Origin of the sequence: Anoxybacillus thermarum, from assembly GCF_000836725.1 — a bacterium.
Taxonomy (GTDB): domain Bacteria; phylum Bacillota; class Bacilli; order Bacillales; family Anoxybacillaceae; genus Anoxybacillus; species Anoxybacillus thermarum.
In genome coordinates, this window is record NZ_JXTH01000024.1 from 19702 (window position 1) to 37018 (window position 17317).

The 17317-nt window shown below is 42.2% G+C and carries 20 protein-coding genes, 2 pseudogenes and 1 riboswitch; of the genes and pseudogenes, 12 read left to right on the forward strand and 10 right to left on the reverse strand.

Annotated features, from left to right (window positions below):
• Window positions 1–30 precede the first annotated feature (30 nt).
• Window positions 31–183, reverse strand: a complete 153-nt coding sequence (locus tag LH47_RS07365; RefSeq protein WP_009360856.1) for a gamma-type small acid-soluble spore protein — start codon at window positions 181–183, stop codon at window positions 31–33.
• Window positions 184–283: 100 nt separating this feature from the next.
• On the opposite strand from LH47_RS07365, the gene LH47_RS07370 reads away from it, so the two are divergent.
• Entirely contained in the window at window positions 284–508 is a 225-nt protein-coding gene (locus LH47_RS07370; protein WP_021095759.1) for a hypothetical protein, read from the forward strand.
• Window positions 509–520: 12 nt separating this feature from the next.
• On the opposite strand, the gene mutY is transcribed toward LH47_RS07370, so the two are convergent.
• Window positions 521–1609, reverse strand: a complete 1089-nt coding sequence (gene mutY, locus LH47_RS07375) for an A/G-specific adenine glycosylase (protein ID WP_043966122.1) — start codon at window positions 1607–1609, stop codon at window positions 521–523.
• Window positions 1610–1664: 55 nt separating this feature from the next.
• On the opposite strand from mutY, the gene LH47_RS07380 reads away from it, so the two are divergent.
• The 3 genes from LH47_RS07380 (at window position 1665) to LH47_RS15155 (ending at window position 3067) form a co-directional block, all read left to right on the forward strand.
• Window positions 1665–2642 carry a metal-dependent hydrolase gene (locus LH47_RS07380; protein WP_043966124.1) on the forward strand — a complete coding sequence of 326 codons (978 nt, stop codon included), beginning with the start codon at window positions 1665–1667 and terminating at the stop codon, window positions 2640–2642.
• A 91-nt stretch (window positions 2643–2733) separates the two neighbouring features.
• Window positions 2734–2901: a small, acid-soluble spore protein K gene (locus LH47_RS07385; RefSeq protein WP_003397928.1), complete on the forward strand. Its 168-nt coding sequence runs from the start codon at window positions 2734–2736 to the stop codon at window positions 2899–2901.
• A 1-nt stretch (window position 2902) separates the two neighbouring features.
• Window positions 2903–3067, forward strand: a complete 165-nt coding sequence (locus tag LH47_RS15155) for a YpzG family protein (RefSeq protein ID WP_084221279.1) — start codon at window positions 2903–2905, stop codon at window positions 3065–3067.
• A gap of 23 nt (window positions 3068–3090) precedes the next feature.
• Here LH47_RS15155 and LH47_RS07390 read toward each other — a convergent pair whose 3' ends face one another.
• Both LH47_RS07390 and LH47_RS07395 read right to left on the reverse strand, forming a co-directional pair.
• Window positions 3091–3411, reverse strand: coding sequence for a YfhH family protein (locus LH47_RS07390; protein WP_043966127.1), 321 nt, complete (start codon window positions 3409–3411; stop codon window positions 3091–3093).
• A gap of 53 nt (window positions 3412–3464) precedes the next feature.
• Window positions 3465–5111 (reverse strand): L-lactate permease, encoded by a 1647-nt coding sequence (locus tag LH47_RS07395; RefSeq protein WP_043966128.1) that lies wholly within the window; start codon window positions 5109–5111, stop codon window positions 3465–3467.
• Window positions 5112–5268: 157 nt separating this feature from the next.
• On the opposite strand from LH47_RS07395, the gene LH47_RS07400 reads away from it, so the two are divergent.
• Entirely contained in the window at window positions 5269–5937 is a 669-nt protein-coding gene (locus LH47_RS07400) for an SDR family NAD(P)-dependent oxidoreductase (RefSeq protein WP_043966130.1), read from the forward strand.
• Between the two features lie 6 nt (window positions 5938–5943).
• Here the strand turns inward: LH47_RS07400 and recX are convergent, their stop codons facing one another.
• Entirely contained in the window at window positions 5944–6744 is an 801-nt protein-coding gene (recX, locus tag LH47_RS07405) for a recombination regulator RecX (RefSeq protein WP_043966132.1), read from the reverse strand.
• Between the two features lie 68 nt (window positions 6745–6812).
• On the opposite strand from recX, the gene LH47_RS07410 reads away from it, so the two are divergent.
• The 5 genes from LH47_RS07410 (at window position 6813) to LH47_RS07430 (ending at window position 10178) form a co-directional block, all read left to right on the forward strand.
• Entirely contained in the window at window positions 6813–7721 is a 909-nt protein-coding gene (locus tag LH47_RS07410; protein ID WP_043966134.1) for a TIGR01777 family oxidoreductase, read from the forward strand.
• A 41-nt stretch (window positions 7722–7762) separates the two neighbouring features.
• Entirely contained in the window at window positions 7763–8890 is a 1128-nt protein-coding gene (locus tag LH47_RS07415) for an amidohydrolase (protein WP_043966137.1), read from the forward strand.
• A gap of 243 nt (window positions 8891–9133) precedes the next feature.
• Complete coding sequence (locus LH47_RS07425; RefSeq protein WP_043966140.1) at window positions 9134–9691, forward strand: GNAT family N-acetyltransferase; 558 nt, start codon at window positions 9134–9136, stop codon at window positions 9689–9691.
• 95 nt (window positions 9692–9786) lie between these two features.
• Window positions 9787–9915 carry a YfhE family protein gene (locus LH47_RS15160; protein ID WP_075039570.1) on the forward strand — a complete coding sequence of 43 codons (129 nt, stop codon included), beginning with the start codon at window positions 9787–9789 and terminating at the stop codon, window positions 9913–9915.
• A gap of 74 nt (window positions 9916–9989) precedes the next feature.
• Entirely contained in the window at window positions 9990–10178 is a 189-nt protein-coding gene (locus LH47_RS07430; RefSeq protein WP_043966142.1) for a YfhD family protein, read from the forward strand.
• Window positions 10179–10222: 44 nt separating this feature from the next.
• On the opposite strand, the gene LH47_RS07435 is transcribed toward LH47_RS07430, so the two are convergent.
• Window positions 10223–11914 (reverse strand): methyl-accepting chemotaxis protein, encoded by a 1692-nt coding sequence (locus tag LH47_RS07435; RefSeq protein WP_043966144.1) that lies wholly within the window; start codon window positions 11912–11914, stop codon window positions 10223–10225.
• A gap of 95 nt (window positions 11915–12009) precedes the next feature.
• Window positions 12010–12097, reverse strand: a riboswitch (cyclic di-GMP riboswitch).
• 95 nt (window positions 12098–12192) lie between these two features.
• Here LH47_RS07435 and LH47_RS15955 point away from each other — a divergent pair.
• Window positions 12193–12300, forward strand: a pseudogene (locus LH47_RS15955) (zinc-dependent alcohol dehydrogenase); the annotation flags it as partial.
• Between the two features lie 58 nt (window positions 12301–12358).
• On the opposite strand, the gene LH47_RS07440 reads toward LH47_RS15955, so the two are convergent.
• The 4 genes and pseudogenes from LH47_RS07440 to LH47_RS07455 form a co-directional block, all read right to left on the reverse strand.
• Window positions 12359–12547, reverse strand: coding sequence for a YgaP family membrane protein (locus LH47_RS07440; RefSeq protein ID WP_019418571.1), 189 nt, complete (start codon window positions 12545–12547; stop codon window positions 12359–12361).
• A 67-nt stretch (window positions 12548–12614) separates the two neighbouring features.
• Entirely contained in the window at window positions 12615–13232 is a 618-nt protein-coding gene (locus LH47_RS07445) for a Crp/Fnr family transcriptional regulator (RefSeq protein ID WP_043966146.1), read from the reverse strand.
• A gap of 91 nt (window positions 13233–13323) precedes the next feature.
• On the reverse strand, window positions 13324–14769 hold the full coding sequence (locus LH47_RS07450; protein WP_043966148.1) for a protein adenylyltransferase SelO: 1446 nt from the start codon (window positions 14767–14769) through the stop codon (window positions 13324–13326).
• A gap of 428 nt (window positions 14770–15197) precedes the next feature.
• A pseudogene (locus tag LH47_RS07455) lies at window positions 15198–16211 on the reverse strand (IS6 family transposase); the annotation flags it as partial.
• Between the two features lie 834 nt (window positions 16212–17045).
• Here LH47_RS07455 and LH47_RS07460 point away from each other — a divergent pair.
• A partial coding sequence (locus LH47_RS07460; RefSeq protein ID WP_043966150.1) for a UPF0236 family transposase-like protein occupies window positions 17046–17317 on the forward strand: 272 nt, incomplete at its 3' end.

The following is a 17317-nucleotide window of genomic DNA, read 5'->3' on the forward strand; positions in this document are numbered from 1 at the left end:
CATCGGACGAAAACCGATGCCCTTTGCCCGTTATTGATTTTTCTTTGCTTCTGCTTTTGCGTTTTGTTGCTTCACATGTTGAACATCTGTTTCAGTTGAAAACTCTGTTCCGTACTGACCAGCATTTTGCTGTTTCACATGTTGAATGTTTGTTCCTGCAATCGTTTTGTTTGGCTTCATCATTCTCACCTCCACGCTCATTACTTTGTACCGTCTATTTAAAAAATATCCGTATGAATAATTTTTTGTCTCACTTTCTACACTACATAAAGAGGTGAAAACAATGTATATTGGACGCGATTTAACAGCCTTGCAAATGATTCCGAAACAGCAGTGGAAAGATAGCGAGTTAGCGTTTTTTCATCATGCTCTTCAACAAGTCACTCCGTATTTAAACGCTGAGGGACAAACAATGCATCGTGAAATTGTGGAAGAAATTGAAGCAAGAGGCGGTTTACAGCGAAACGAAGCGACATATACGAATGGAACGCGCGTATTTTACGAGTAAAGGCTGTTGCCTTTACTCGTACGCTTGCCATATTTTTTGATATATAACTGGGAACGCATATTGCTTTAGCTCATCGATCGTCACCCATTTATTCGTTTCATCCCCCATTTGTAATTCCAGCGCATTCCCTTTATATGCTTCAATATGCCATACAACATGGGAAAATACGTGCTCAAATGAACCGATTCGCTCCATCGAACGAATGACGACATGATATCGTTCACTTATTTCTTTTACAAATGCTTCATCATTTCGTGTTGGAGCATGTTCATCATTTGGAAATTGCCATAAATTTGCCAACAACCCACGAGGAGGGCGTTTTTGAATGAGTATATTTCCCTTTTTATTCATAAGCACAATGGCACGGAAAGAAATACGTTTCGGTGCTTTCCCTTTTGTTTTTACAGGCAGCTCTGTTTCCACCCCTTCGGCAAACGCCCGACAATGACGCTGAACAGGACATAGAAAGCAACTCGGATTTTTCGGCGTGCAAACGAGCGCACCAAGTTCCATTAACGCTTGATTAAAATCAGACGGATTGTCGTGTGAAATAATTTTGGAAACAATGTTTTCAAACTTTTTTCGTGTACTTCCTTTCGCAATATCATCTGTTATATAAAAAATACGCGACAATACTCGCATAACATTTCCATCTACCGCAGGTTCAGGAATACCGTAAGCGATGCTTAACACCGCCCCTGTTGTATAAGGCCCAACCCCTTTCAATGAAGAAAACTGTTCTTTGGACGCAGGTACACATCCTCCGTACTTTTCTTTCACTTCTTTTACCGCTTCATGCAAATGACGAATACGCGAGTAATAGCCGAGCCCTTCCCACGCCTTCAACACTTCTTCTTCCTCTGCTTCAGCTAAGGAGTCTAAAGTCGGAAACTTTTCGATAAAATGATAAAAGTAAGGGATGACTGTATCGACTCGCGTTTGTTGAAGCATCACTTCAGATACCCATATTTTGTAAGGATCTTTATCTTTTCGCCACGGTAAATCGCGTTGCTCTGTTTGAAACCAATGAATTAAATCATGTTGAAACTGCTTAATATGAAAATGAGCCAATATTTGTTGTACATTTTCTTTCACGTTCATTCCTCCAAGGTGGTAAACTAAAAGTAAGTCCAATCAGAAAAAGGAGGCCTTTTATTTGGATACAGGTACACACGTTTTAATGGGGTTTGCATTAGGTGGATTAGCTACGTTCGATCCAGCGATCGCTAACGATCCGACGCTTGCGCATGCCGTGCTTATCGGCACGCTCGTCGGTTCACAAGCACCTGATATTGATACCGTTTTTAAATTAAAAAATAACGCTAAATATATTCGCAATCATCGCGGCATGACACATTCCATTCCAGCTTTGTTCATTTGGACATTGCTCATTAGCGTCACTCTCTTTTATATATATGACACGTCTTTTTTCCATGTAGCCCTTTGGACATTCATCGCCGTTAGCGTACATGTGTTTGTCGACATTTTTAATTCATATGGCACACAAGCATTACGTCCGTTTTCAAAGAAATGGGTCGCGCTCGGCATCATTAACACGTTCGACCCGTTTATTTTTATCATCCACTTAGCTGGTATTGTCTTATGGCTAAACGGACATCATGCGGGGTACACGTTTCTAGCTGTATATGTCGTGCTCATTGGTTACTATATCATTCGTTTTCGCCAACAACAAGCAATAAAACGCAAGTTGAAACAAATGTTTCCGGATGTTGAACAAGTCATTACCGTTCCGACAATAAAATGGAACGAATGGCATTTAGCTGTCACGACATCAAACCATTTTTACGTTGTGCGCGCGCAAAACGGGACAATTGATGTACTCGACATATTCGAAAAATGTCCGATTCCAGACATCCCAATCATTCAAAAAGCAAAACAAGATGAAAATTTAGCTGCATTTTTATCGTTTTCCCCTGTATATCGTTGGGAAATTCATGAGTATAACGATCATTATGAAGTGCGTTTCATCGACTTGCGTTACCGAAGCAAAAATTATTATCCGTTTGTGGCAGTCGTACAACTTGATCTCGACCTAAATATTGTTAGCTCATATACAGGATGGATTTTTAGCGAAAAGAAATTGCGCAAAAAATTAGAACTTATTCCAAGCTAAAGCAAGCATGCTCGTTCATAAATAGACGTTTATTAACGAATACTATACGTGTGCTCAAAAAGCACGAAATGAACGGCTGGGGGGACTAACATTGGGCAACAAAGAACGAGGCTTTCCGAATCAAAACAATGAAAAATTAGAAGGCGAGCCACGCGCAAAAGCAGAGTACGCATCAAAACGTGCAAACGGCACGATTAATACGCACCCTCAAGAACGAATGCACGCGTCCAGTAAACGAGGCGACATCGAGGAGGAATAAAATGGGTAAACATTGGCGAAAAAAATTTTATGATAACCGCTATCCCGATCCGTTCCCACAACCATGGGCAAACCCGAAACACGCCCATGCCCAAGTAAATGGCGAAACACAACAATCACAAAGTTTAATGATTTTACATTCTGAAGTAAGCAAACGGAAAATATAATGAAAAAGAGGTTGACGAACGCGTCAACCTCTTTTCTTTAGCAATGAAATGGGCAACGCCACTTCGGTGTTCGGATCATTCAAACGATACCCCCATGCGAATACGCCGTTTATATATTGAAGTTTAAATAACGACTGCGGATCTCCTTCAATTTCGTAAAATTCTCCCGGTGGAAAGTCATCGGGATTTAATAAGTATGCTTTAGCCATGGCAATTTTCCGCTCATACACAGCATATTCGTTTACCATTCCCATTTGTTCTGCTTTTCGTGCTTTTTCAGTTAATGTGGCGATCTCTTGTTTTAATTCCCATTCGTTCATTTCACTATATCGTTTTTGATCCATTCTCCCCACTCCACTTTATGACAACTTCATTTTCATCGTATCATAAAGTGAAGCTAAAATACATAGATCAAGAGAAGGATAAATATTCCAGTCATCAATACGTAATAAAGCATCGGGATGAGGGTCATACGAATGATCGTTCCTTCTTTCCCAGCTAGACCAACAACGGAAGCCGCTGCAACAACGTTTAATACACAAACCATGTTACCTGCATTCGCCCCTAACATTTGGCCAGCGATGACGATATGATGAGGCACTTGAATTTGATCAGCAATGCTAAATTGGAATAAAGAAAACATCATATTACTAAACGTCGCACTACCGGAAATAAACGAACCAAGAGCCCCAATCAAAGGAGCAACTAACGGCCAAGCAGCCCCTACTGCCCCGGCGACCATCGACGCTAACTCAATTGGCATACTAGCAAGCCCTGCATCGTTTACACCAGAGTTAATAAAAATGCGCACCATCGGCACAGCTGTTCCGAGCGCAATGGCACTACCGATCAGCGTATATGCCGATTCTTTCATCGTTGCCACGACATCTTCTCGCTTCATTTTATGCATAAAAATCGTAATAAAGATGACGACAAGGAAAATCGTTCCTGGCAAATATAACGGTTCAATCGATGTACTAATGTTTGTTCCTAAAATGTTGTTGAACTGTACTTTCACAGAACGTAACCATGCTTTTAACGGCAAGTTTTGCAAACGTGTCAACACTAAAATAATCGCCACAAGAACATACGGCATCCATGCAAGTAAAAGAGGCATTTCATTTTTTTGTACGTTCGCAACATGTTGTATTCCATCTGTTTTCTTAAAATCCCATGGCTCTTTTGGCAATAAAAATCCTTTTTTCGCCGCTGGGACAACGATCGCCAAGCCGATTAATCCACCGATCATGGAAGGAAACTCTGGTCCGAGAAAAGAAGCAACGAGAAAGGCTGGAAGTGTAAAGCTAAGCCCCGCAAATAAAGCGAACTTCCAAATTTCGAATCCTTCTTTCCACGAACGATTTTCTCCAAAAAAGCGCGTTAAAATAAGCACTAAAATAAGCGGAATGAACGTACCGATTACAATGTCAAACGACACGGCTTGTTTTGCGAGCGTTTGAAGAAACGTAGATAAATCGGCTGTGCCGATCACTTGTTGCACTTGTTGGGCAACAGAATTTCCTTCGCGAAGCCCTTGGTCTACCCCGACAATAATTGGTGTTCCGACAGCTCCGAACGAAACAGGACTACTATCTGCGACAAGCGCAACAACAACCGCAGCAAGTGGCGGAAACCCTAAAGCAACAAGAAGTGGGGCCCCGATGGCTGCAGGCGTCCCAAATCCTGCTGCTCCTTCAATAAATGCCCCAAACAACCATGCGATAATGATGACTTGCACACGCCGGTCGCGCGTAATGCCTAAAAATCCGCTTCGAATCGTATCCATCGCTCCACTTTTCGTCAACGTATTTAACAACAAAATCGCACCGAAAATAATCCACAAAATCGAAATAGCTACAATAACACCTTCAATCGTTGCAGCTGCCACTTGAATGCTGGGCATTTTCCAAACAAATAATGATAAAATAACAGTAATAAGAAAACTAATCGGCATCGCTTTTGCCGCCGGTAAACGCAATAAAACGAGAAAAAGAAAGACAGCTAATACCGGTGTAGAAGCTGTAATCACTTGTAAAAAGCTCATATTGTTCCCCTTTCTTTGTTGTAATATAATGACATAAGACATTATACCATATGTTTGTGCATATATTCACAATAACATTTGACTACTTCTTGACAACTGCTTATGTATACGTTTTCCATATTGTTGTGAATATATAATATACGAAAGGATGAAAGTAATGGAAAGTATCATCATCACAGGGGCTGGAACGGGTCTTGGAAAAGAACTTGCCCTTTTATATGCACAACGAGGGTACGAAATCATTTTAGTTGGGAGAAGAAAGGAGCCCCTACAATCTGTTCAAAAACAAATCGAATCTTTTGGAGGAAAAGCAGTCGCTTTTTCTCTTGATATTACAAATAATGAACAAGTGCATAAAGCGGCTGAAACGCTTTGTCAGAAGCATAACATAACGATGCTCATTAACAATGCAGGTGTCGGTCATTTCGGACCGCTTGAGCAAATGACGGAGCAACATATTCATGAAATGATCGACATTAACGTCAAAGGCACAATATATATGACAAAAGCGTTTCTTCCGTATTTTAAGACGTTGCAGGAAGCAAATATTATGAACATTATTTCGACGGCTGGTTTGCGCGGCAAAGTAAATGAAAGTGTATATGTCGCAAGTAAATTTGCTGTACGTGGATTTAGCGAAAGTCTTGTAAAGGAGCTTGCGGAAACGAACGTTGCCGTCACCGCTGTATATATGGGTGGGATGAACACACCTTTTTGGGACGATTGCAACCATATTCAAGATCGCTCTCGTCTTCGTTCTCCTAAACAAGTAGCGGAAACGGTCGTAAATGAATACAAACGCCAACCAGAAATAATCGTTGAATAGGAGGAATTAATCCTCCTTTTTCTTTTCCAAAAATTTCTCAATTAACGAAAGCGGAAACCCTTTTCGGTATAGTGCTTGTTTCATTTTTTGTTCGTACGTATAACGGTCATATGTTTCATAGCGACGATGTGATTTTTCTCCATGATATACGAGCGCTTCCCATTGTTCTTCATCGTTTAAAGTGATCTGTTGCTTTATCCTCTCAACGATATGGACAGGAAAACCTTTCATATGCAGCAGTTGCGCTATGTACGCTTTTTGCTCTTGATATGATCGTTTTTTTGATTGTTTATTTACTTTTTCAACCCACTTCATCGCTTTATCCTGTTGCATCTCTTCCGTATAACGCTCCATCGCTTTCGCAATCGCATCTTCACATATTCCTTTATCTATCAGCTCTTTATAAATGACATAAGGTCCTTTCATCGTCGTATTTACTTGCGTTTGCACGTACGCATGTGCAAATTGTTCATCGTCTATATATCGCTCATTTTGTAGCTTCCCAATTACTCGTTCAATCGTCCCACGATCTACTCCTTTTTTTTCTAGATAATCCGTAACTTCTTGTTTCGAACGCATACGGTAAGCTAAAAAACGAAGCGCCATCTTATATGCTTTTGTTTCGTCATCTTTTTTTATCATTTCCATCCATTGCTTTTCTGTTACTGTCATTCCTTTTTTCAGCCGATACTCAATCAATACATCTTGATCAACAGAAACGAGTTGTTTCTCTCCATCTTCTTTGACAAGATGGACGTAAAAACGTTCAGCATTTTTTTTATCTACTTCAATTTTTTCAATTCGCATCGTTGAACACACCTTTTCTTTCTTTTTCTTTTTAAAAAACGCATAATATAAGGAAAGGAGGGAAAATAATGAATATTTTAATTGCTGGAGGAACCGGATTTGTCGGTAAAGCATTGACGACATATTTTACACGAAATGGCCATCATATGTATATATTAACGCGAAACGCTCAAAAACGGGAGAACGATCCGTATGTTCATTATGTGCAATGGCTAACAGACGGTGCAAATCCTATCGAACAATTGCCTTCGATCGATGTTGTCATTAATCTAGCTGGTGAATCGATTAATAGTGGACGGTGGAACGAAGCGAGAAAGCGAGCCATTGTAGAAAGCCGATTACAAGCAACAAATGCAATACATGACCTCATCTCCAATATGAAACAAAAGCCAAACGTTGTCATTCAAGCGAGTGCCATTGGCATTTATGGCACGTCCCTTGATCAGACGTTTACAGAGCGAAATGAAAGGACAGGAACAGACTTTTTAGCTCAAACCGTAAAACGATGGGAAGAAGCTGGACGACGCATGGAAGAGATCGGTGTCCGAACGGTGTTTATGCGTTTCGGCATTATTTTAGGAAGAAACGGTGGGGCTCTTCCACGCATCGTTCTTCCTTACAAATGGTTCATTGGTGGAACGATTGGACACGGTAAACAATGGATGTCATGGGTGCATATAGAGGACGTCGTTGGTGCCATCGATTTTGTTATTCGACACGAAAACGTATCAGGCCCGATTAACGTCACCGCTCCATATCCTGTAACGATGGAGCAGTTTGGAAAAACGGTGGCAAACATATTACATCGCCCACATTGGCTCCCTGTTCCAGCCTTCGCTCTAAAAGTATTATTGGGGGAAATGAGCATGCTTGTGCTAGAAGGACAACGTATCATCCCTGAAAAACTACTTCAAGCAGGATATCATTTTGCATTCCCCACTATTGATCGAGCGCTAGCGAACATACTAAAATCGTGACGAATACACTATACGAAAAAGAAATAAAGGAGCTTCTTGGAATGAAAAGCATATTGCTCAAATACGGGACCGTATATCCAATTACTTCTCCTCCGATGAAGGGGGCAGATGTACGTATTGAAAACGGGAAAATCACACATATTGGTTATGATCTTCCTGTTCACGAAGGAACAGAAGTGATCGATGTATCTGGAAAATATGTTTTCCCTGGTTTCATTGATGTGCATACGCATCTCGGTTTGTATGATGAAGGAACCGGATGGGCAGGTAACGATGCAAATGAAACGATTGAAACGATGACTCCACATGTACGTGCTATTGATAGCGTATATCCGCTCGACCCCGGCTTTCGGGATGCGATTGAACACGGCATTACAACGGTTCATATTATGCCCGGAAGTGCGAATGTCATCGGTGGAACGACGGCAGTCATTAAGACGTATGGGAAAAATGTCGAAAACATGATTATTAAACAACCAGCTGGCTTAAAAATCGCCCTTGGTGAAAACCCGAAACGAATGCATAGCCAAGGGAATAAAGAGTCACTTACCCGCATGGGCATTATGGGAATGCTTCGCGAAACGTTTTACAACGCGAAATATAGCGATTGGCCGCGCGATTTTCGCACGATCCCGATCATTCAAGCATTAAATCGTGAAATTCCGATTCGTGTTCACGCCCATCGCGCTGATGATATTTTATCCGCCATTCGCCTAGCCGACGAGTTTGGGCTTGATTTACGCATCGAACATTGTACAGAAGGACATTTAATCGCTGAGGAGCTACAAGGACGCAACTTACAAGTTTCTGTTGGACCAACACTAACACGCCGATCCAAAGTAGAGTTAAAAAATAAAAGTTGGAAAACATACAAAATTTTATGTGATGCAGGTGTTCACGTCTCTATTACTACAGACCATCCGTACACGCCAATTCAATATTTACACATTTGCGCTGCCATCGCTGTGCGCGAAGGGCTTGATGAACAAAAAGCGCTCGAAGGCATTACGATTTTACCAGCACGTAATTTAGGAGTAGACAACCGTGTCGGCAGCTTAGAGGTTGGAAAAGATGCCGATATTGTCGTTTGGAATTACCATCCGTTTCACTATGTTGCAACCCCTATATTTACAATGATTAATGGTGAAATAATATACAAAAAAAATTAACAAAAAAACTATTTATTTTTTACACTGTTTCAAGTATGATATAAAAGGTTATATGCGAAATATACGTTCAAAACTATATATCGATGCGACAGTAAGGGAAGGCAAATGGTGCGCCACCAGCCATGCGCTGGTTCTAGTGGGTTCGATTCCCACCCCGAAATTTTTTGATTTGCATAAATTAAAAAATTTCGAGGGTGGCTCGTTCCCTATGGTCGACTGCCCTCGTGAATGGAGGGAGATTCGATGTTAAAAAAACGCGAATTACAAGATTGCCAAGCGTTATATGAGCTTATGGTGCACCCAGACGTCTTCCCTTTCGTGCGCCATAAAGCAAATTCATACGAAGAATTTTTGTTTATAACGAAGCAAACGATTGAAGCCGAAGAACGCGGTGAACTCATTTCGCGCACCATTTTAGATGAGTGGGGCAATCCGATTGGAACGATTAACTTATTTGACATTGAAGATGGCGCTGGTTTTTTAGGCACATGGCTTGGAAAACCGTATCATGGGAAAGGTTACAATCAAATCGCAAAAGACGCCTTCTTTAATGAACTGTTTTACGAACGTTCCATCAACACGATCTTCATGCGCATTCGCAAAGTCAACGTCCGCTCCACAAAAGCCGCTGAAAAACTTCCTTACGTCACCCTTGCTAATGAAACAAGAAAGCAATTATGGGAAGCAATAAACCAAGGCGAAGATATATATAATCTATATGAAATTTCAAAGGACAACTATACGTTGTATGCGATGCGCCAACAAAAGCTTGACGATGAACAACAGCGAAAAGAAGCATAACCTGTTCTGTGCGAACAGGTTTTTTTATTTGGATAATTTTTTACTTTTCTGTTCATAATGTTAACGTGACATTTTTATAAAAGCGAGGGATACATATGCCTGACAAAAAGAAACGTGAAAAAACAAAAAGTACGCTCTCTAGCGCACAAGAAGTGACATACGCCCGCGATTTCAAACGCGCGGACCAAGCCGGTGGGTTTACCGACAAACATGCTCGTCATTAACAACATTCTCCATTCATTTTTTCCATCGTTCATCACATGCTACTAACGAGATGAGCAAAGAGGAGGGAATAGTGATGGGTCGTTCACGCGGTCAAAAAACGCGAGATAAAAACAAATCGACGATGCCTCAAGTACCAAAAACAATGAAATCAGACGGCTATGATGTAGAGTTTTCTACAGAACTGGCTGATCATGAAGATTTAGAGGCACAAGCACGCGCTGAAGCAGCTGGCATTCGCCAAAGTAAAAGAAGAAAATCCTAGTAAAATGAAGGTGTCCCACCACAATGACGGGACACCTTTTCAAACTATACTTTAAACGTTGCAACAGCATTGCGCAATTGCTCCGCCAATTCGGCTAACGATGTGGCTGCGGACGTCACTTCTTCACTTGAAGCAAGCTGTTCTTCAGAAGAAGCAGAAACTTCGGTCGTCCGTTCAACAAACCGTTTCGCAATAGACGATACTTCATCCATTGAAGCATGTACTTGATGAACGCCTGCCGACATTTGTTCTGAAATCGCTGATAGTTCTTGGATTTGTGCATTCACTTGTTCAATGGAACGCAAAATTTGTCCAAAGAACGTTCCTGTCTGCTCCACTAATTTTGTTCCTTGTTTCACTTCTTCCGTTCCTTTGCCGACAATATGCACAACATAACCTGTATTTTGTTGAATCATCTCAATTAATTGCGCAATTTGATTTGCCGATTCGCGAGATTGCTCTGCGAGTTTACGCACTTCATCCGCCACGACCGCAAATCCTTTTCCGTGTTCTCCGGCACGTGCCGCTTCAATCGCTGCGTTAAGTGCCAATAAATTCGTTTGTTCAGCAATACCGACGATGACGTCAACAATTTTTCCAATTTGGGCCGACTTCTCATTTAACTCTTTAATAACTACATTTGTTTCGTTTGTTGATTCGTTAATCGTATTCATTTGCGTCACAACTTGTTGTAAATATTGCTGGCCAACAGTAGCTTGTTTTGTCGTTTCTGTTGCGGAGTTCGCCACGACGGTTGCTGTTTGAGCCATGCGCTCAATTCCTGCCACCATTTCACCGATAGCTTGCGAACTCTCCTCCGCATGTTTTTCTTGCATTTCTGCTCCTTGGGCTACTTCTTGGATCGCTGTCGTCACCTCTTCTGTCGCTGCGCTTGCCTGTTCAGCACTTGCCATCAACTCTTGAGCAGAAGCAGACACATGCTCAGTCGCTGTGCTTACTTGTTGAATAAGCTGTTTCAAATTGTGAACCATTTGGTTAAACGATTTTGCTAATTGACCAATTTCATCACGATTTGCTACATGAATATCATCAACTGACAAATCGCCGTGCGCAATTTTTTCGGCATGTTCGGAAATTTGTTGAACAGGTCTTGAAATTTTTTCGCTAATATATAGTGCGATTGCGATGCTCACAAGAAAAGCGATGCCGATTGTAATAAGCGTCATATACTTCATATCTTTCGCTTGTTTAGACAACATCGCGCTCATTTGTTGCAAATGTTCCCCTTGCACTGCCCGCGCTTGTTCCCCTGCATCTGTCACTTCGACCGTAATGGCATTTCCTCGCTCTTTCATTAAGCGTGAAATTTCATCCATTTGACCTTGCTTGTAAAAATCGATCGCTTGTTTCGCAAGGTCGCGATACTCTTGTTCAGCTTTCACTAAAAGGTCAATGGCCTGCTTTCCTTTACCCTCTAGCTGTAATGACTCCATTTTTTCTTGGTTAGTCGAAAACTCGCTCGCTGCTTGCTCGAATGCGGTTAAGCTTTCCGGTTTTCCATTAATTAAATACCCTCGTACAGCAATTTGTTCACGCAACATCGCATTTTGCATGTTTGTAACGAGAGTAATCCGTTCAAATCCTTTTTTCATCGCTTCTGAATACTGCTCATCAATTGTCTCTAGCCGATTATATGTAAACATACTTACGACAACAAACAACAATAATACGGAAAGAAACGTCGCCACTAATTTTTTTCTTACTGTTACCTTCATGTTGGTCTCATCCTCCTGTGTTGGTAAAAATAAAAGCTGCCTAAACACAAACATATAGGCAGCTATCGCTCAACAGTAAAGCCTTCTGATCATTGAAGGGCAACTGGCTGGCATATCTATACAATAGACGTAGCCCCTATAGCTTTGCGTCCTACCCTTTCGAGTAGTTTGCCGATTATTCAATTTTTTACATTTTCATCTTAACATAGCAACTAAGAAAAAGGAAGCACGAAATTATGACTAAAACGGAAACTTTATATGATGTCAACCCCAAAACCAAAATGTTAACTTTTGTCGAAGTTCAACCGCTTGAAAACATTAACGATGTATTCGATCGTATGTTAAAAGGACAAATTAACGGTCGCGTTGTGTTAAAAGTAGATTAAGCAAAAGAAGGCGTCCTGAAGGCGCCTTCTTATTTGATTTCAACTAAAATGAATAGAGCTATTTCTTCGTCGTATTGATCCGAAATGGAACGTAAAGTGGACAAAATCTCATAAATGCCGTAGCGATAAGAACAATTCCTAAAATACCGACATATTTTATATTTCCTTCAAGGAAAAATAATCCTAATAGTGCAATACCTAATATGAATCGAATCATGCGATCGACAGAACCAACATTTGCTTTCATCTTTTTCCCCCCTCTTCTTATCTATCTTTAATCATAGAGGAAAAAAGGGAAACGTTCTGTGATAAAGTCACATTGTTGCAAATTTGTCACATAACCCTTTTTTGTCCACAATTTTTATTTTCCCACGCGCTAGTTGAATATATCCTTCCCGCTCGAATTGCTTCAATATTCGGCTGACGACTTCGCGTGCCGTTCCAAGTTCCACAGCAATATGTTCATGCGTCATCTCGATCGTGTTTGCCTTGCTGTTGTCGCATCGTGTAAGTAAAAACTCAATCATGCGCTTATCCATCTTTTCAAATACAATATGCTCAATCATTTGCATCATCGCCATAAAGCGATTCATCACCATATCATAAACGAACGTTTGTAGCTCAACATTTGTTGTCATCATCTTCGCAAACGTATCTTTCGGAACAATTAGTACTTCCGCATCTTCTTCTACAATCGCGGTCGCCGGAAAAGGTGAATGCGACAATACGCTTGAAATGGTCAACACACACGACTCCCCACGACAAACGCGATATAAATTCACTTCTTTTCCATTCTCCCCTATTTTTGCGACCCGAATGACACCAGAGACGATAAAAGCGACATGCTCACACATATCCCCTTCTTGAAAAACAATCGTTCCTTTCGAGAGCTTTACAGTTATGTATGAATTGTCGTATAAAAACGGAAACACGATCCCCTCCCCTTTCTTCACCTTACATTACAATGTAAAACCCGTCCCTTTCTACAACAAACAACTTCCCTCAAATATGAGAGAAGCTCCTTTACGTCCCACAAAACGTCCGATACGGACGATCAGACGGTGCTGGAGGTTTAGCATATTGTTCTTGTTCTTTCGTGTACGCATACGGATGTTGCAACGCATGAAGCAATTGCTCCATGACCGTATCATCTCCATGTTCAACTGCCGCCGTCAGCGCTTCTTCCACGCGGTAGTTGCGCGGGATAATCGCAGGATTATTTTGACGCATCCGTTCATACACTTCATCTTTCGTCACGTCTTGACGGGCAATTCTTTGTTGCCAACGCATATGCCAGTCGCGAAACTGTTGTTCGCAAAACTCCCATTCATCTAGCGTCAACGCGCGAAACGTATTCGTATAATCGGCACGATATGTGTACATAAGATGAAGCAACTCGCCAATCAGTCGTTTATCTTCCTCTTCTTCCGTACAAAGACCAAGTTTTGCGCGCATTCCCTGTAGCCAATACGTTTCATACAGAGTTGGAAATTGAGCGATTGCTTTTTGCGCAAGTTCGATCGCTTTTTCTTCTACGTCATGTAAAAGCGGCAAAAGGCTTTCTGCAAAGCGAGCAATATTCCACCCAGCGATATACGGCTGATTTCCATACGCATACCGCCCTTGCGTGTCGATGGAGCTAAACACCGTTGCTGGATCGTACACGTCAATGAACGCACAAGGTCCATAATCAATCGTTTCTCCGCTAATCGTCATATTATCTGTGTTCATCACCCCATGAATAAACCCGACTAATTGCCATTTCGCAACAAGTGCTGCCTGCTTTTTCATCACTTCTTCAAGGAAAAAAAGATAGCGGTTTGGCGCATGTTCACCGTTCGGATAATGCCGCTTTATCGCATAATCCGCTAACGCCTGTAACTCCTCTTTTGATAAAAAACGCGTCGCATATTGAAACGTCCCGACACGCAAATGGCTCGCTGCCACGCGCGTCAAAATCGCCCCAGGAAGCTCTGTTTCGCGAACAACAACTTCCCCTGTTGTCACAACGGCTAAACTGCGCGTCGTCGGGATACGAAGGGCATGCATCGCCTCACTAATGATATACTCCCGAAGCATTGGCCCGAGCGCCGCACGTCCGTCTCCCCCGCGCGAATACGGCGTCCGTCCCGACCCTTTCAGCTGAATATCGACCCGTTCTCCACTTGGCGCCACATGCTCGCCAAGCAAAATGGCGCGCCCATCCCCAAGCATATTAAAATGTCCAAACTGATGCCCGGCATACGCCTGTGCTAACGGCTCCGCCCCTTCTGGAATACGGTTTCCGGCAAACACCTTCACCCCATCATCGCCCGCTAACGCTTCCACACATAGCCCAAGCTCCTCTGCCAGCGAACGATTGAGCACAACAAGCGCTGGATCACTGACAGGCGTCGGATGTATTTTCGTAAAAAATCGCTCGGGTAAGCGAGCATAACTGTTGTCAAAATTCCAATTTGCGTTCAACATATTTCCCTCCTGCATGAAATGTTCCAGTCCAACACTTGTTCTTTTTTCACTGCTTCTCACTCCATACGCAAAAATGGCAGTTCTATTTGTTTTTCAGTATACCCCATTTTCCTTCACAACGCTGCGATGACGGATTGTTATGACAAAATGCTAACAAACGATGACAACGAAAGGAAGAAACAGGTATAATAATAGTAAAAAGGTAGCGTCAAAAATTCTATGAAAAGTGCCGATGAGCGACTTGTTGTAGGAAAATAAAGGGGATGGTGAAATCGGATTCGCCCTTGACCAACACTCGCTAAAGGGAAGAAAGGGTCAGTAAGGGCAAGGGCAGGAAAAAAGGGCATAAGAAAGCAGCCTGTGCCCTATCCTGATTTTACCTTCGGCGAGGTTCGGATGGTCAAGGGTTCGCTGCGCCGAATCCGTCCTTAGGAAGTAGCCTGTTGTTCCAACATCTCCTGCGCCATGACGATCAACTTCGCCCAACGCGCAGGCATATGTGGAAGGCTAGCTCGCTGTGGGATGACGACGGGTACCTGTTTTTCTAAAGCGCTATGTGGGCGTAAGAAGTTGAAATAGGCCACAAAGAGCGTGACAAAAGAAACCGATCCCTCTTCGGCACCGAAACCGTGAGTCGGTCGGTAGTTCCCTTTGAATGTTCGATTGAATCGTTCAATGATCTGTTTGAGTGGTCGAAATTCCTCGGACACGGGATCATCATTCGTCAGTCCAATGACTTGGCGGACATCGAAAGAAATCCCGTGTTGGGCGAAAAAGTGCTGCGCTAACAAGTAGATCGGATTGCCATCCACGACCAGGGACAAATCCTCAGGAATTGACGGCAGCTTCTTGAGGACATCATCCATCGCACGGATGGCAGAAAACGTATCCCGATTCGGGGAGACACGATAAGAAAGCACCACTTTTTTCACGGCATCAAACATAAAAAACAAGTAATGCCAGCGCCCCTTGACGCGAATATACGTCTCGTCGCCACAAAAAGAGCCGGACAGTTCGTACGGAAAATGATCAACAAAAGGCTTGATGATCCGCGCGACGCTATGGGCATAGTTGATGACGGTCTGATGGGAAATCGACAACCCATGGACGTCTTTCATGATACTCGCCGTTTTTCGGGCGGAAAGCCCATAGTTGACGTGATACGTCAAAATGAGCCCTAGGGTGTGCGAGGAAACAGAAAGACGTGATACATCCACCTTTGTTTTCACTGGCGACGACGGTGCCAATGGCTGAAAATCAAAAAGGAACTCACGATAAATGTACCGCACTTTAAAGGCGTGCGGTGCGTGTTGGAACTTTTCTTTCTCCCGAGATGTCATCCGCCGCAAGTTCGCTTGGTAAAATGAACAATCATCGTTTTTACATTTGTGGATGTGATCATCTTTACGCTCTTTGATTTTTTCAAGTGTCTTTAGACAATGATTTGATATTGGGTCTTGATTGTTTCAAACAAATACGCTAATAATTGGGGTAACAAGCTTGTCACTCCTTTTTGTTTGGGTGGTTGTGTGTGTTGTTGCCTCAATCGTACCGCAAACAACAGGGGTGGCAAGCTTTTTTATCATTCATTGCGCAAAATCAACAAAAAATCGGGGTACGTCTTTAAAACTTTTGACAGTACCAATGTTTTAAATGCAAGTAAAAAATGAATGGGGGAGGGGTTCTTGTGTTGTACTCTATTGATGGAAAGAGAATAACGAAAGTGCCTCATTACAAAAGTTTCTATTTTTATTACAGTCGAATGGATAGAAAAAAATTAGTTTAATTACCGATCATCTGAACAGTATTATCGCAAATAAAAAAGTAATTAATTCTAGTTATTTACCTCCAAAACATTGGAAAGGAAATGTATTTTATCCAATTTATGAATTGATACAAAACAAACAGAAAGCTGCTTTCTTTTACGGTCAATTATTGTGGAAGCTTATTATGGATCACGATACAAAGTGGATGTTCCAACAATCAGATAGTACGTTAGGTAAAGTGTATTTTCGAATCAATTAAGCTGCAAAAACTAATTAACTTAAAAGCGAACAGTGCCAGGCACTGTTCGCTTATTTTCAATGTGTGAGTAAAATATTTGTGGGTGACATTCAGGAATGATTCCCCGACGAGGGTTGCGAACTTTTGTTCGCGACGCTCGTCGGGGCCACCAAGCGAAGCGCGGTAGAAAAAAGCAAATGTCATGCAAAAAGGACTCTCTCCCTGCTATGATGGTGATGACCAACATCAATAAAACAGGAGGGAGAGAGTCCATGAAACATTTTACCACAGAATGGCCTTTATTAAAAGGGCTGGAGGAACAATTAGTCAGAACTCTTCAAAAGGTGTTCGCTGTCTTGTTGGCGGCCCTTTTGGAGGAGATTGATCAACAACTGGCGGAAGCGCGGGACAAGCGCCGGTATCAGCTGAAAGACAAACGGCCGACCACGATCCAAACGCTGTTTGGAGAAGTGACGTTTCGACGGAACTACTACTATGATCGGCAGGCGGGGGCGTATACCTTCTTGCTGGATGCCGAACTGGG

What these genes read in the sequence shown, in the direction of transcription:
- LH47_RS07390 (WP_043966127.1), bottom strand. Translation starts at nt 3,411, where the DNA reads ATGGATCAAAAACGATATAGTGAAATGAACGAATGGGAATTAAAACAA.
- LH47_RS15160 (WP_075039570.1), top strand. Translation starts at nt 9,787, where the DNA reads ATGCCTGACAAAAAGAAACGTGAAAAAACAAAAAGTACGCTCTCTAGC.
- LH47_RS07400 (WP_043966130.1), top strand. Translation starts at nt 5,269, where the DNA reads ATGGAAAGTATCATCATCACAGGGGCTGGAACGGGTCTTGGAAAAGAA.
- LH47_RS07410 (WP_043966134.1), top strand. Translation starts at nt 6,813, where the DNA reads ATGAATATTTTAATTGCTGGAGGAACCGGATTTGTCGGTAAAGCATTG.
- LH47_RS07440 (WP_019418571.1), bottom strand. Translation starts at nt 12,547, where the DNA reads ATGAAAGCAAATGTTGGTTCTGTCGATCGCATGATTCGATTCATATTA.
- LH47_RS07370 (WP_021095759.1), top strand. Translation starts at nt 284, where the DNA reads ATGTATATTGGACGCGATTTAACAGCCTTGCAAATGATTCCGAAACAG.
- LH47_RS07395 (WP_043966128.1), bottom strand. Translation starts at nt 5,111, where the DNA reads ATGAGCTTTTTACAAGTGATTACAGCTTCTACACCGGTATTAGCTGTC.
- mutY (WP_043966122.1), bottom strand. Translation starts at nt 1,609, where the DNA reads ATGAACGTGAAAGAAAATGTACAACAAATATTGGCTCATTTTCATATT.
- LH47_RS07425 (WP_043966140.1), top strand. Translation starts at nt 9,134, where the DNA reads ATGTTAAAAAAACGCGAATTACAAGATTGCCAAGCGTTATATGAGCTT.
- recX (WP_043966132.1), bottom strand. Translation starts at nt 6,744, where the DNA reads ATGCGAATTGAAAAAATTGAAGTAGATAAAAAAAATGCTGAACGTTTT.
- LH47_RS07450 (WP_043966148.1), bottom strand. Translation starts at nt 14,769, where the DNA reads ATGTTGAACGCAAATTGGAATTTTGACAACAGTTATGCTCGCTTACCC.
- LH47_RS07415 (WP_043966137.1), top strand. Translation starts at nt 7,763, where the DNA reads ATGAAAAGCATATTGCTCAAATACGGGACCGTATATCCAATTACTTCT.
- LH47_RS07365 (WP_009360856.1), bottom strand. Translation starts at nt 183, where the DNA reads ATGATGAAGCCAAACAAAACGATTGCAGGAACAAACATTCAACATGTG.
- LH47_RS07430 (WP_043966142.1), top strand. Translation starts at nt 9,990, where the DNA reads ATGGGTCGTTCACGCGGTCAAAAAACGCGAGATAAAAACAAATCGACG.
- LH47_RS15155 (WP_084221279.1), top strand. Translation starts at nt 2,903, where the DNA reads ATGGGTAAACATTGGCGAAAAAAATTTTATGATAACCGCTATCCCGAT.
- LH47_RS07435 (WP_043966144.1), bottom strand. Translation starts at nt 11,914, where the DNA reads ATGAAGGTAACAGTAAGAAAAAAATTAGTGGCGACGTTTCTTTCCGTA.